Origin of the sequence: Microcystis sp. M_QC_C_20170808_M3Col, assembly GCF_007095505.1 — a bacterium.
GTDB lineage: Bacteria > Cyanobacteriota > Cyanobacteriia > Cyanobacteriales > Microcystaceae > Microcystis.
Genome location: NZ_SFBY01000084.1, coordinates 1 through 15,787, shown reverse-complemented (window position 1 = coordinate 15,787; position 15,787 = coordinate 1). Strand labels below are relative to the sequence as shown.

Annotated in this window: 6 protein-coding genes and 1 pseudogene; 1 reads left to right on the top strand and 6 read right to left on the bottom strand. The window is 40.1% G+C overall.

All coding sequences use genetic code 11. From position 1 onward, the window contains the following. Nucleotides 1–172: 172 nt before the first annotated feature. The 3 genes and pseudogenes from EWV84_RS04245 to EWV84_RS04235 all read right to left on the bottom strand — a co-directional run. Nucleotides 173–3,097, bottom strand: a pseudogene (locus tag EWV84_RS04245) (HEAT repeat domain-containing protein); the annotation flags it as partial. Between the two features lie 35 nt (nt 3,098–3,132). Next, nucleotides 3,133–3,720 (bottom strand): Uma2 family endonuclease, encoded by a 588-nt coding sequence (locus EWV84_RS04240; protein ID WP_287076662.1) that lies wholly within the window; start codon nt 3,718–3,720, stop codon nt 3,133–3,135. 1 nt (nt 3,721) lies between these two features. After that, nucleotides 3,722–4,072, bottom strand: a complete 351-nt coding sequence (locus tag EWV84_RS04235; RefSeq protein WP_287076660.1) for a CU044_2847 family protein — start codon at nt 4,070–4,072, stop codon at nt 3,722–3,724. Nucleotides 4,073–4,722: 650 nt separating this feature from the next. Between EWV84_RS04235 and EWV84_RS04230 the strand changes: the two genes are divergently transcribed. Continuing rightward, nucleotides 4,723–6,447, top strand: a complete 1,725-nt coding sequence (locus tag EWV84_RS04230) for a diflavin flavoprotein (protein ID WP_287076658.1) — start codon at nt 4,723–4,725, stop codon at nt 6,445–6,447. Nucleotides 6,448–6,969: 522 nt separating this feature from the next. Here the strand turns inward: EWV84_RS04230 and ppk1 are convergent. The 3 genes from ppk1 to EWV84_RS04215 form a co-directional block, all read right to left on the bottom strand. After that, nucleotides 6,970–9,138: a polyphosphate kinase 1 gene (gene ppk1, locus EWV84_RS04225; RefSeq protein WP_287076656.1), complete on the bottom strand. Its 2,169-nt coding sequence runs from the start codon at nt 9,136–9,138 to the stop codon at nt 6,970–6,972. A 776-nt stretch (nt 9,139–9,914) separates the two neighbouring features. Next, complete coding sequence (locus EWV84_RS04220) at nt 9,915–15,152, bottom strand: glycosyl hydrolase family 18 protein (protein WP_287076654.1); 5,238 nt, start codon at nt 15,150–15,152, stop codon at nt 9,915–9,917. A 128-nt stretch (nt 15,153–15,280) separates the two neighbouring features. Continuing rightward, nucleotides 15,281–15,682, bottom strand: coding sequence for a hypothetical protein (locus tag EWV84_RS04215; RefSeq protein WP_287076652.1), 402 nt, complete (start codon nt 15,680–15,682; stop codon nt 15,281–15,283). Nucleotides 15,683–15,787: the final 105 nt, after the last annotated feature.

Genomic DNA, 15,787 nt, shown 5'->3' with positions numbered 1-15,787 from the left:
ACTTAAACTAATAAAACGGAGAGCCTATGGCTTTAGAAACTTTCGGAATTTTTGGGTTAGAAGTATGTTGTCTTGGCATCTTGTCTGTTGATTTAGCATAAAGGGTAACGAAGAGCCCCGCAGAGTAACTAATATAAACATCTGAATGATTCACTACTTCTTCTATTAATGTTGACACTACTTGTGGATTACTAATTTTACCTAAAGTTACTGCTGCATAAATTCTGAAATCCCCATCTGAATTTTTAATCGTCTCGATTAAAGCCGACACTACTGCTGAATTGTTAATCTTACTTAACGCTTCTACTGCATTGTTTCTAGTTTTCACATCATTGAGTGCTGTAATCAAAGCTTGTATTGTTTCCGAATTACCAATACCAATTTCACCTAGAGCTTTTACCCCCCAAAATCTGACATATTCTTCAGAATCATACAGTATTGAAATTAAAAAGGGTAAAGCTAAAGATTGCTTTTTGTTAATTTTTCCTAAAATTATTGCTAGATTATCTCTGAACCAATCTGAATAATTTAACGCCCGAATAATAGCCGGTAATACTTCGGGATTGCCAATTTCTCCTAATGCTTTTAATGCCCAACCTCTGAATTGTTCTTTTTTATACAAAGAGAATTTAAAATTTAGTATAGGTTTACGTTCTCTCTTTATTTCTTTTATATCGTCTTCTGCATAACCTTTAATTCTATTTTCCGAATCATCCAATGCTGCACTTAAAGCAGGTATCGATTCAGGATTGCCGATTTCACCTAACAATTCTGCTGCACTATATTTAGTATCTCTGCCATACCAAGGTGAATCTTTAAGTGCGTTTTCTAATCGTCTTCTCATCAAGGGAAAAGTCTTCCCTAATGTCACCATTGTCTTCTTGATATACTCTAAACTAAAATCACGCTGCCACACCTGATAAAGCTTATCGACTATCTGATTAATCAGAGAATCTTGAATATTTTTACTTTCCGCCAGACAGTTACTAGCCAGTATTAACAAAGTCGCAAAAACATCATCTTTTTCCTGTAAAATTGCTTCCAATAAAAGACTAGCATCAGACATCATCCCGGCTAACAAAATAATCGTCTCATGCCAATCATGATCCCAGAAATGCGCCTTGACTAACGCAATTCCATCCTCTTGATTTTTCTTTATCCGTTGATGAAGATAACAAGCAGTAAAATACTCCTGGAAAGTGCGATGTAAGAATAGATATTGATCGCCTGTTTCATGAAACTTCTGAATAATCCCATCTTCCTCGCACAACTCTCTCATTAATTCATCACTATTTGATGGCCGGAAAATTGTTGATACTTCTTCATGGTGTAAATATCTTTCTAAAACATTATAAAAGTCTTTTTTTTGAAAAATAAAAATTTCTTCTTCTCGACAAGATAACTGATAAGCCACAATCTCTAATAATATGATCTTCGCTATCTGCTTTCCGTCTGATACTGATACTAGCTTTCTATTTTCTACCCAATCACGCAGCATATAATCAACTGCTTGTCTATACACTTCATTACGTTTTGCTGGTAAAATTAAATCTTGAGTTTGATAGAGACTACAAATCAAAGAAAGCAATAAAGGATTTTGTGCTAACCCCTGAATTTGCGGTTTATTTTTCAACTCCTCAATTAAACCTTCTGCTGATACCAAATCATTCTCTAGATAATCTTCCGCATTGACAAACCAGGTTTTGATATATTCAGCTATTTTTTTGTCAGTAAAGGGAACAATTTCTACCTCTTTAACTTCCCCTAAAAATTTGCCACTATAACCCACAATGCGAGAAGTTAGATAAATTTTACAAGGAGAATCATATAAAAAATGCTTAAGTTTTGTATTTGTATTTAGCTTATGTAGTTGTACGGAAGAAACTTCATCTAAAGCATCTAAAAATAAGACACATTTTCCCTGTTTTAGCTTTTCTTTGACAATAGACTCAATCTGAAAACTTTTATCAATTAACTGAGATATTATGTTAATAATATCATCATTTTTTTCTGCTAATTTATTTGCTAACTCAGATAGCCGAAAATACAAAGGAAGAATCACATCCTTAACCTTAACCTTCTCCCGATTGTTTAAGAATGGTTGAGGAGTATTAACACCTAACTTCCCTAATTCTTCCCTAGCAATTTTTAATGCTTCCATCCTTAAAAGGGTTGATTTACCCATCCCAGGATCAGCAAGAATCATCATTTTGTTGTGTTTATCTTTGGCTTCTTTCCAATCAACTTGTACTCTTTTATTTTCTTCCCGTTGCTGTTCCTCTGTAAAACCTTTTAAGGCATAAATTTTCTTTAATATTCCCTCATCACCTGCATAAGCTTGCCATGTTTCAATCTCATGGTTATAGCGTCTTTCTAAAGTAACTTCAATAGGAATATATTGCTTTAATAACGAGATTTTTTGACGAGTATGAAAGAATTGAAGATATTGAAATTCATCTTGAATTTTCTCTAAAAATCGACAAACAGCATTCTTGGTAGGTTCTAACCCCAGTTTATCTAAAATATCTAAAATATTATCCCACCGAATTACATAACTTTCATCAGTTTTACTGGATTGAATAACTCCTAAAACTCCTCCTAATTCTTCCGAAAAAACAGCACCTCCGCTTGTACCCCTGTCAACCTTAGCATTAATTCGACTAGCCAAAAAATTCGATTTATCAGTAGGCAATTTGTTCCAAGTATTATCATATTCAAGCTTATAATTAGGATAAGTCGAAAGCACATTTAAAGGCGCACTAACAGCAATTTTATCGGCATTCACATCAAATCCTTCTGGAAAATTCTTCTCTTTTTCTCTAGGAAATCCATAAACCGTTACGGAATTTAACACATCTTCAAAATTAACAATTTTTACGGGTGTAGCATTCTCAATCTCAATCTTAAGAATAGCAATATCAACTTCTGGATTAGAATATTCTTGATACCATTGAGCTGCGTATTCTTTCCCTTGATAATTTACTCTTAAAGAGGGTAAAAGATAGATAACATGATGACAAGTAATGAGATAACCATCTTCTCGAATAATAAACCCAGAACCCACCGTATCCCCTTTTTCATTGAGGATTTTAACCATTGATTCTTGTAGATAGTCGAGATTAGATTTAGTCATTATTCTTCACTTAAATTAAAATCAATGCGTTGATAAATATCCAGCAATGACATTTGAAAATCTACAGAATAAAACCTTAAAGCATCCTTGTCTGATTCAGAGGCTTTAAACAACCATTCCCCATTATTATGTTGATAAAACTGCTCAACATAATAACGGTATTGATCAATCAAAATATATTCTTTAAACTCAGGAATTGAGCGATAAAACTTAAACTTATCAGTGCGGTCATAATCTCTAGTTGATTTCGATAAAACCTCGACAATGATTAACGCATTAGTTACAGTGTTTGTGCCTTTTCCTTCATATAATGGTTTGTCTTTAATCACCATGACATCAGGATAAGTATAAAAGCGATAACTTGGCATCCATAACCGTACATCACTCATCAAAACCCAATAATCTTGATTGTTAATATTAGCTGGAAAATTCCTACAGAAATTTAAAGCAATTAGATTATGATTGGTAGTTGCTCCTACCATTGGAGTAATTTCTCCATCTAGATATTCATTTTTGTATTCTGCTGTTTCTTCTAGGCGACAGTATTCTTCAGGTGTGTAATAGCGTTTTTCGATTTGAACTTGCATACTAACCTCCCTTATCTTGGTTAAATTGCCATTCAATAGCAACTTTAATATTAGCTTGTGCTGAACCTTTTGTCACCAAAGGAATCCCCGTTTCACCCCCAACTTGTAACCCAAATTCTAAAGTAACCTTACTGGGTGGATTGGCTTGGGAAACTCCCTGTTTTATCGAAGTTAATAACAATTGTGCATATTCATTAACAATATTAGTAACTCCTGCTTGAAAATTTTTTGTTCTTTCTTCTATATCCTCGAAAAATCCTACTGCTTGCAATTGCTCGCTATCACTTTCTTCGTACTGCATATAAATTTTTGCGCCATCGGAGGCTTGTATTTCTGTGGTTTTTATTGACATTTTATCCTAACCTCAATTTGTGGTAATTTAGCAGGGTAAGCGCATCTAAAAATGTAGCAAATTATACAGACATCTAAGACAAGTAATAGGGTGTAGGCAAGGGGCATGGCAAATTTTCAGCCTTCCTTGTCTGAATCTGGCTGCTAGGAGATAATTCCTCTTGTTCCCCTAGACACCAGAATTGCTCATGTCCAAAGGATTTGCTCCCACGCTGACTCAAGGAAAGAACCGTCCGAAAACTCTGGAAGCTCAAGCTCTGAGTCAGCGACCTGATTGTTTTCATGGTTGATTTGACATTTTCTGGAGGCTTTTTCTGAGATTATTTTATACTCAATTGAATTGTGGCTAAAAGCTGATGGCGATAAAATATTAGTATTTCTTATCTAATTCTCTGTTCCCGCCGAAAAGCGATCGCTAGTGGGAAAATTTAATTTGACTGGAGCGTATAACACCCATTTCCCCACACAGATCCCTAGAGAGCGTTTCTCATAAAGATGAAGTATAAGCTAATTCGCTATCGACGATCGACTCCTACCTGACCATTAAGATAACTGTGATAAATAATTATGAGAAAATAAATCTCCATACTTAATTTTCTCGTGGCACAATAGAGACAAAGTATAAAAAACTTAACAATAAGGAGAGTTTCGATGGTTGCTACACCAGTCAAAACAAAACGTCTCACCGTGCAGGTGGCCGATCTCACCGCAGACACTACTGCTATTCGCTCCCTCGATTGGGATCGCGATCGCTTCGATATTGAATTCGGATTACAAAACGGTACGACTTATAATTCCTATCTGATTCGTGGGGAAAAAATCGCCCTTGTGGATACCTCTCACGAAAAATTCCGTCAACTATATTTGGATAATCTCAACGGATTAATTAACCCCCAAGAAATCGATTATTTAATTATCAGTCATACCGAACCCGATCACAGTGGTTTGGTCAGAGATATATTGCAACTTGCTCCCAATATTACCGTCGTTGGGTCGAAAGTAGCAATTCAGTTTTTAGAGAATTTAGTTCATCATCCTTTTCAACGTCAACTGGTCAAAAATGGCGATCAGTTAGACCTAGGTAACGGTCACATTCTCGAATTCGTTAACGCTCCTAATTTACACTGGCCCGATACTATTTTTACCTACGATCACGGTTCGGGAATTTTATTTACCTGTGATGCTTTTGGAATGCACTACTGTTCCGATGATCTTTACGATGAGCAATTAAGTGCTATTGAACCGGATTATCGTTTCTATTATGAATGTTTAATGGCTCCTAATGCTCGTTCCGTACTAGCGGCGATGAAACGGATGGAACCCTTGGGTAATATTAATCTCGTGGCTAATGGTCATGGACCGGTATTAAAACATAATATTACCGAATTATTAAGCCATTATCGTGATTGGAGTCAGGCACAAACTAAGGCAGAAAAAACCGTCGCTGTTTTCTATATTTCCGACTATGGTTATAGCGATCGCCTCTGTCAATCTATTGCCAAAGGTATTACTAAAACTGGTGTGGCTGTAGAAACTCTAGACCTGAAATCCGCCGATCCCCAAGAGGTAAAAGAATTAGCTTCTTCCGCGGTGGGAATCGTCATCGGTACTCCCCCCGTTTCTGGTATTCATGCCCAAGAAATTACGGGGAATCTAGGCACAATTCTCGCCTCGGTTAACCCCAAGCAATACCTCGGAATGTTTGAATGTCAAGGGGGTGATGATGAACCGATTTTACCTCTATTTAATAAGTTTCTCGAAGTTGGCTTAACCAAAGCTTTCGATCCCATTCGTAGCTCGGAAACTCCTAACGAGAGTCTCTATCAACGCTGTGAAGAAGCGGGGACAGATATGGGACAACTATTAACCCAAGAGGTAAAAGTTAAACAAAGAAAATCCCTCGATACTGACCTTGATAAAGCCATCGGACGGATTAGCGGTGGTTTATATATTATTACCACCAAGAAAGGAGACAGAAGCGGGGCAATGGTCGCTTCTTGGGTGACTCAAGCAAGTTTTGATCCTCCCGGTTTTACCGTTGCTGTGGCCAAAGATCGGGCGATCGAGTCTTTACTGCAAGTGGGGGATCAATTCGTTTTAAATATTCTGGAAGAAGGCAATTATCAAACCCTGATGAAACACTTTTTAAAACGTTTCGGACCTGGGGAAGATCGTTTTGCAGGAGTCAATACTCGCACCGCTAATAATGGTTCCCCAATTTTAGCCGATGCCCTCGCTTATTTAGAATGTGAGGTAGTTAGTCGTATGGAATGTGCTGACCACTGGATTGTTTACAATAAAGTCACCGATGGTCGCGTTTCTCAACCTGATGGTTTAACGGCTGTTCACCATCGCAAAGTCGGTAATTATTATTAGGATTCTTGCTTGATTTGACTGGTTGAGAAAATACAGATCAAGATGCTTGATCTCAGCTTTTGAGATTGTTTAACCTCTCAACCAGTTAGTCAGCTTTTTCCAGTGATCAGTAAACAGTGAACAGTAATCAGTGAACCGAAAACTCATACTAAATCCGTTGAGTATAGGCTACATATCAGGAGAGGCACTCATGCAAGAGGCACTCATGCAAAACGGAGAATAAATAATCAGTTTTTAATAACCAGATTTAGTATCACATCTGATCACGGATTACTTAGGGTTTGCGGCAAAAAGTTTTTCGGTGGGGGTAGGGTGTGGGGTGTGGGGTGTGGGGTGTAGGGTGTAGGGTGTAGGGTGTGGGGTGTAGGGTGTGGGAAGTATAAATAAAAATAATCTCCTGTCTCCTGACTACTAATTACTGACTACTAATTACTGATAACTGATAACTGATAACTGATAACTGATAACTGATAAATGATAACTGATAACTGATAACTGATAACTGATAACTGATAACTGTTCCTATTGACTAATACCCGCAGATTTAAGGGCTTTTTCCATTAAAATTACATGGGTACTGCTTTCCTGTCCCTGGTTGGCAGCACGACGCTGAATATAACTGCCGTCGGATTGTAATTCCCATGCTTGCCGGTTATCTGACAACATGATACCGAGAATTTCTTCCAGTTCCTTGGCGATCGCTGGTTCATCGATGGGTGTCACTGCTTCCACGCGACGAGTCAGGTTCCGCGTCATCCAATCGGCGCTACCAATATAAACCTCCTCCTGACCACCATTGTAGAAGTAAAAAATGCGGGAATGTTCCAAAAAGCGGCCGATAATGCTAATTACTCGGATATTTTCGCTTACTTCCGGCAATCCGGGCCGTAAACAACAGATCCCACGAATAATTAAGTCAATCTGCACGCCAGCACGAGAAGCGGCGTATAAGGCTTCTATAATCGGTTTATCGACAAGAGAGTTCATTTTTGCGACAATGCGCCCCGTACCGCCATTTTTACAGTTTTTGACCTCGCGATCGATCATTGCTAACATCCGTTTTCGCAAACTCACCGGGGCAATTAAAAGTTTGCGGTAGGATTGCTGACGGGAGTATCCGGTCAGAAAGTTAAATAAATCGGTGATATCTGCCCCTAAATCCTCGCGACAGCTAAGTAGGCCTAAATCAGTGTATAATTTAGCCGTTTTTGGGTTATAATTACCCGTGCCAATATGGAAATAACGACGGATTTTATCCCCTTCTTTTCTGACCACTAAAACCACTTTCGTATGGGTTTTAAGACCAACTAAGCCATAAACAACGTGAACTCCGGCTTGTTCGAGCTTTTTCGCCCAAGTAATGTTATTTTCCTCATCAAAGCGGGCTTTTAGCTCCACTAACGCCGCTACCTGTTTACCATTTTCCGCCGCTGCAATCAGGGAATTGACAATCGGGGAATCTCCGGAAGTGCGATACAAAGTCATTTTAATCGCTAAAACATGGGCATCATGGGCAGCCTGGGCGATAAACTGTTGTACTGAGGCACTAAAGGAATGGTAAGGGTGATGAACGAGAATATCGTTATTGCGAATTAAAGTAAAAATATCTTCGCCATCCTGTTCTAGGATCCCGTCTTCGTTACCGTCAACTATTTCTCGCAATCCCTGTAAAACCGGTGGGGTGACAGGATTCCAAGGCGTATCTTTCAGTTCGGGACAGGGTAAAGACATAAAATAAAATAAATCTTTGTGTCCCAGCAGTCCATCCACATCGTAAACATCGATCTCCTTAAGTCCCAGATCGCGCATGATCCGGTTTTTAATATTGCTAGGGGTAGAACTGTGAATTTCCAGACGTACTGCCGATTTACCTATGCCGCGCTTGCGTACTTCTTCCTCGATCGCTAATAATAAATCATCGGCCTCATCTTCTTCGACGGAGATATCGGCGTTGCGCGTCACCCGAAAAGGATAACATTCTTGAATGATCATGCCGGGGAAAAGTGCCTCTAAATTGTGCATTACCACCTGTTCGAGCGGTACTCCGGTCCAAATCGAAGCTTTTCCGTCTTGGTGGCGTAATTCTTTGGATAATGCCAGAAAACGGGGGAAAACCTGCGGTACTTTCACCCTGGCAAATAGTTCTTTATCGGTGTCGGGATCGCGAACGACTACGGCTAAATTGAGACTAAGATTAGAAATATAGGGAAAAGGATGACTAGGATCCACCGCAAGGGGAGTTAAAACGGGGAAAATATTTTGTTCAAAGTAATCATGGAGATAATTGCGCTGTTCTTGATGTAAATCCACATAGTTAATCAGATGAATTCCCTGTTCTACTAACAGATTTTTCAGGGTGTATTCAAAAAGGTGATCCTGTTGCTGGACAAGGGGACGCAGACACTTACTTATCTCGGTTAGCTGTTCCGAGGCAGTCCTGCCATCGGCACTTAAAACGGCTACATTTGCTTCTACCTGTTGTTTAAGAACTGCCACCCGTACCATAAAAAATTCGTCGAGATTGGCACAAAAAATGGCGGTAAATTTTAATCTTTCTAGTAGGGGAGTCCGAGGATCAAGTGCCTCATGAAGCACGCGATGATTAAATTCTAACCAGCTTAATTCTCGGTTAAAGTAATATTGCGAATCTTTAAGATCGATTTCGGAAGTTACGCTAGGAGCTTTAGTCATAGAGTCTAATATCCAAATAGTAGATTAAACAGTTAGAAAGAAGCCACTTAAGCCTAAATTTGACTATTTTGGGCGTTTTTTAGGCTACATTGCCCCAGATTAACCAAAGTTACCCCGATTATCTTGGATGCTAATCCTACTGATTCTAGCCTGACCGGGGAAAAAATCAATTTATTAAAAGGTTAAGAAATCAATCCCGACCGCTCAAGGTTAAATTAATCTTTCGGTGAAATTAGAGTTCAAGGAAGAAGAATAGGCATAATTTGCTGAGAATATCGTCTTTAAAGCCTTGCTTTGATTATAACACAAAGTCGAGCCGATTTGTTAAATATATCATCTCAAACTTAAGGCAATAAGCCGAATCAGAATATTTGATAAGGATGATGATTAGATTGCCAATTAATCATTAGTGTATATAGGGATTGCTGAAAAAGTACGGGCGAAGCATTCGGGCAATAACCTATCGGTGAAACCGTAGATTTTCTATCCGAATGCTTCGCCCCTACAGGACGCGGGCTGATGAAGTGCCTACATTTCACATTTATTCAGCAAGCCCTAATTAATTCGTCAATATTTATTGACAGCTTCTCTTTGTCAATCAACTTACCAAACTTTAATCCTTAAAACTTTAAATCCAACTTATTTTTCTTAAAGTCCAGAAAACGGGTTTCTAAATAGGCGTTTGCCGAAAACGGGTTTCTCAAAGAAAACGGGTTTCTAAATAGTTTCTCGAAGAAACCCGTTTTCTAGGTGACTTAGAAGGAGAGCTTAGATACTTAAACAAAGAAATTACCCACTGTAATGTTCCCTAAAGCTGGTAAAGTGCCAGTAAATCCAGTGATATTTATTAATAAATCATTGCTGGATTGGAAGCCAGCCGTGCTATCATTAATAACGAGGTAAGTTCCAGCTATTGCACCAGTTGTTACTTGCACTAAGGCGGCACTATTAACCCCTAATTCTTGATTACCTGTAGTGGCTCCATTGGCATCAGTAAATACTTGATTGATTAAATTCTGTAAAGTGGTGACAGTGCTATTAGCAGCACGACTGAAACTACTAGGCGCATTCATAGGTAGTCCACCTTGAGTTAATAAGTCGATTTTATCACTATTGATGGCAAAATCTGTGATGCGATCGCTTGTTGATATGGTAGATTGGCCAAATTGGAAGATGAAAGTATCTGCACCTAAACCACCGGTTAAATTATCAATTCCCGCACCTCCATTGATTTGATTATTGCCACTATTTCCGGTGATATTATTGTTACTGGCGTTACCCGTACCGTTAATATTATTACTGCCAATTAGTCTGAGGTTTTCCACATTGTTGGGTAGGGTGCGAGTGAGACTGGTTTGCCAAGTATCAGTAATGATAACTTCTCCTATTCCTCCTTCGGGATTGATGGTAGCATTAACCGGATTGGAGAGGGTGACGGTGAAGACTTCATCGGCTTCATTAAGGTTATCATTGAGGATGGGAATGCTAATAGTAGCGGTGGAAGTATTAGGTGCAATGGTGATAGTTCCGGTTTTGCTAGTGTAATCTACATTGGCGGTAGCATCAATGGGTCCAGTGGTATAGTTGAAGGTAATTGGTTGCGGGTTGGGGTTATCAACTGTGACGGTGAGGATGGCATTATTATCTAAGCCTTCGACCACGGTAATATTATTGATGGAGAGTTGGGAAAAGTCGTCATTATTAATTGTCCCCGTCACTGGGGTAGTTGTCCCAACTGTATAACCTGTCCCAGAAGCAAGAGTTAAAATAACGGTTTCGTCACTTTCTACTATTGTGTCAGCAGTGGGGTCAACTGTTACGGTAGCAGTGGATGAACCAGCAGCGAAGGTGACTGTATTGTTAGTCCCTGTACGAGTGTAGTCGGTATTAAGAGTCGCTGTCCCTCCCAGGGTGTAATTGACGGTTAAGGGATTAGTGGTTACTCCGTTGCGGGTGAAGGTATAGACTAAGTTGCTTGTCCCGTCTTCGGTAACGCTTGCGGGGGAAACTGCTAGGGTGACACTGGTATCATCATTGGTAATTGTTCCCGTGGCTGCGTTGGGAGTACCTACGGTATAACCTGTCCCGGCAGCGAGGGTTAAAGCGACGGTTTCGTTACTTTCTACTATTGTGTCAGCAGTGGGGTCAACAGTTACGGTAGCAGTGGATGAACCAGCAGCGAAGGTGACTGTATTGTTAGTCCCTGTACGAGTGTAGTCGGTATTAAGAGTCGCTGTCCCTCCGAGGGTGTAATTGACGGTTAAAGGATTAGTGGTTACTCCGCTACGAGTGAAGGTATAGACTAGATTTGTTGTCCCATCTTCAGTAACACTACTGGGAGAGACAGCAAGAGTAATACTGGGAGTGACAGGACTATTCGTAATCGTACCCGTCACTGGGGTGGTCGTACCTACTGTATAACCTGTCCCAGAAGCAAGAGTTAAAGCAACAGTTTCATCACTTTCAACTGTGGTATCAGCAGTGGGGTCAATAATGAGAGTGGCTGTACTTGCACTGGCAGCAAAGGTGATGGTTTTTCCGGTTCCGGGTGTTGCACCTGTATAGTCGCTACTGTCAGCAGTACCAGTAATACCATAGTTGACTGTTAAGGCGTTGGTTGTTGCTCCTGTGCGGGTAAAAGTGTAAATCAGGTTGTTAAGTCCGTTTTCTAATACGCTACTGGGTGATACCGCTAGGGTAATGGTGGGTAAAACAACATTATTAATTCCCAAATTTGTAGCCGCAGCATTGATTAAAGAATCACTATGAGTTATGGGCAAATCTTGAGTAATTTCCCAGAAGAATGCACCACCGATTCCAAGTTGTTTGACATAATCAGTTTTCCCCAAAATTGATTGGTTATTTTCGTAGGTGCTAAACACCTTTGTTTGAGAACTATAAATATAGGGAACTTTGGCGCTATTATCCCAGAAAGATTGATAGCCATTTGTCCCCAATAGATTATAAAGCTCCCTATATGTGAGCTCAGAGCTACCAGTACCCTGCTGGAACAGCCCATTGTTGCTACCAGCGTTAACTCCAGTCCAGGTGCGCCCATAAAGTGGAGCGCCTAATACAATATCTGTAGCTGGAACACCAGCACTTAGATAGTGTTGAATCGCCCAATTAGTATTTACTTTAGCCGCGTTGTAGGTGTTGTCATTGGTGCTTTTATACAAAGCTGACTGATGATTTGTTGTGTTCTCCCAAGGTCCGTGGTAGTCATAAGACATGACATTGATAAAGTCCACATAATCGGAAGTTGCTTTCAAATCTTGTGGGCTGAAATCGTAAGGGTTGCTTCCATAATCAGATGCAGATAAGATGTAAGGAGAACCAGAAAGGGCTGTAGTGAGAAGATATTGCTTGCCATCATTTTGAGATGCTTGATTGATTTGTTGGCGCAATTGTGCCAGCAATTGGATGTAATTATTATCCTCATTTGCTTCAGGATACTCCCAGTCAATATCTAGACCATCAAATCCATTAGTCTTCATTAGTTGGATAGCAGACTGAGCAAAGTTTGCCCTAGACTGCACCGTAGCAGCAGCAGCGGAGAAATCATTCTCTGTTCCACCGCCAATGGAAAGCATTATTTTCAGGTTGGGATTTTGAGCTTTAATTTGTTGAAGTTTAGCGATGTCACCTGTTCCTGTTCCATCTTGAGGTAGTTGAACCGTACCATTTGAAGTGACATCAGCAAATGAGTAGAACAAATGTGTAAGTTTATTAAATGTAGCATCTATAGGTGTATTGGAGTTAAGATTCCAAGAGCCTATATATCCACCTAGAATATAAGGGTTATTACCGGAATTATCATCATTAGTAATAGTTCCCGTGACGGCTGCGGTTGTACCAACCGTATAACCTGTTCCTGAAGCGAGAGTTAAAACAACAGTTTCATCACTTTCAACTGTGGTATCAGCAGTGGGGTCAACGATTACCGTCGCAGTCGCTGAACCAGCAGCAAAGGTGACACTGGTGGGGATAGAAGTGTAATCGGTTCCATTGGTTGCTGTCCCCCCAACTGTATAGTTGACAGTTAAAGAATTAGTGGTTACTCCAGTACGGGTGAAGGTATAAATCAGATTTGTTGTCCCGTCTTCAGTAACACTACTGGGAGAAACTGCTAGGGTGACACTGGTATCATCATTGGTAATTGTTCCCGTGGCTGCGTTGGGAGTACCTACTGTATAACCTGTCCCCGCAGCGAGGGTTAAAGCAACAGTTTCATCACTTTCTACTGTAGTATCAGCAGTGGGGTCAACAGTTACGGTAGCAGTGGATGAACCAGCCAGAAAATTCACTGTCCCTGTGGTTGCTGTATAACTGGCTGCACCGGTTTGAGTGTAATCTGTGCTAAAAGTAGCTGTTCCCCCAACTGTATAGTTAGCGGTTAAGGCGCTGGTAGTAGAACCGGTACGAGTGAAGGTATAGACTAAGTTAGTTGTCCCGTCTTCATTGACACTACTGGGAGAAACCGCAAGAGTAACAGTTTGTGGATTGGTAAACTCACTCACATCAATAATTTGCAATCCGCCTTCACGCGCAGCTACATAAGCATAATTACTGACTACTTTCACATCAAAAGCATAGTCATAGTTGTTTTGATAATTACCTTTGATAGTGGGATTAGTAGGGTTGCTGATGTCGATGATTTGCAGTCCACCCCCCCCAGCAGCTAGATATGCGTAATTCCCTACTACTTGTACATCGGTAGCCTCACCAGAACTATAATAATTGCCTTTAAATGTGGGGTTTGTCGGGTTGCTGATGTCGATGATTTGCAGTCCTGAATCATAATCAGCTACATAAGCATAATTCCCTACTACTTCCACATCCCTAGCATTACCGGAAGTATTATAAATACCTTTTAATATGGGGTTGGTAGGATTGCTGATGTCGATGATTTGCAGTCCTGAAAAATAATCAGCTATATAAGCATAATTCCCCACTACCTGTACACCATCAGCAAAACCAGAACTATCATCATAACTGCCTTTTAATATGGGGTTGGTGGGATTGCTGATGTCGATGATTTGCAGTAATGAATCCCCATTAGCCAAATATGCGTAATTCCCCACTACTTGCACATCAACGACTGCACTAAAATTGTCATAATTACCGATGAAAGTGGGGTTGGTGGGGTTACTGATGTTGATAATTTGTAGTCCTGAACTCCCATCAGCTAGATATGCGTAATTCCCCACTACTTCTACATCCCAAGCGCCGTCAGTATCATAATTGCCTTTGAAAATGGGGTTAGTGGGGTTGCTGATGTCGATGATTTGCAGTCCTGAATCATAATCAGCTAGATATGCGTAATTTCCCACTACTTCCACACCAAAAGCCCATCCAGGAGTATCATAATTACCCACTAAAGAAAGAGCAAATACTCCCTCATAAGTCGCTAAAGTCCCTCCAACAAACGCCAAGGAAATATTCAAATCTTGCTCACTTTCAGCGCGAGAAACTATTACCTCTAACTCCCAATCTCCTCCCCATTTACTACTTCCCGTAGGTGTCGCTGAAGCCATCACCGTCGCACCTGTCAACTGATGCAACTTCTCAATAAACTCTGTCCCCGCATCTCCCGCCGCAACCTGACAACCGTACAGTAGGATATGATTAATCTTTGCCCAACTGTGTAACTGTTGGCGGTAATCGTAAATATTTGTTAAATTAAGTTGACAATTTCCCAAATATAAGCATCCCGGCGCACCATGGGAAACCAGGTGAATGGTGGTAATCTGGGGATTTTGTTGTAAAAAAGCGGAGATTTGTTCGATTCCGTCTTGATTGGGAGTGAGAATAACCGTGGCGACTTCTGGAATTACTCCAGCTTGGAGACTTTGATAATCGGCAACACCAGCATCGAGGAAAACTACGGTAGCGGTTAAACGCTGATTTCTCACACTATCCACCCGATTAGCTTGACTCAAGCCATCAGATTGAGCGAAATTGAACAAAACATCGTCAACAGCAGGAAGGCTCGGCAAGAGGGTAGAAGTCATGACATTAACCGCAAAGGATGACTTCGACTATTTTATGCAAAGAATCCCGAATTTTTCAAGGGGGATATAACAAAAATTTACAGAAAACGGGTTTCTTTAAGAAACCCGTTTTCTAAGAAACCCGTTTTCTAGATATTGATTTTTGCCAAAGACTGCTTAAATTCTGCGAGAGAATTAGCGGTAGCTGCTAATTTTAGTAGCTCTTCTAAGATAGTAGGGTTAGTCATTTTGCCGATTATCTCTTCAATTTCTGAAGAAATTTGTCCAAAACGCACAGTTAAAACTGTTTTTATGGCATCACGGCTTTTTTGTAATGCTCCAATTTCCTTACCAATTTCCTTACCAATTTCCTTACCGATTTCCTTACCGCGTTCCATCCCTCGTAACTCCCCAATTTCCTTACCAATTTCTTTACCGCGTTCGATTCCTCGTAACTCCATATTACTCATTAAAGGCATGGTTCTTTCCTCCTCAAATTGTTTGATTTTACTCTCTAAGCGTTCCTGTAATTTAGTTGATAAAGTCATCATATTGTCGATGATTTCAAACAGTTTACTAAGTAAGGTAGGTATTACCCACACTACTTATTTATGATGATACTAAAAGACTTCCTACACTCCTCAAAAGAATTTACT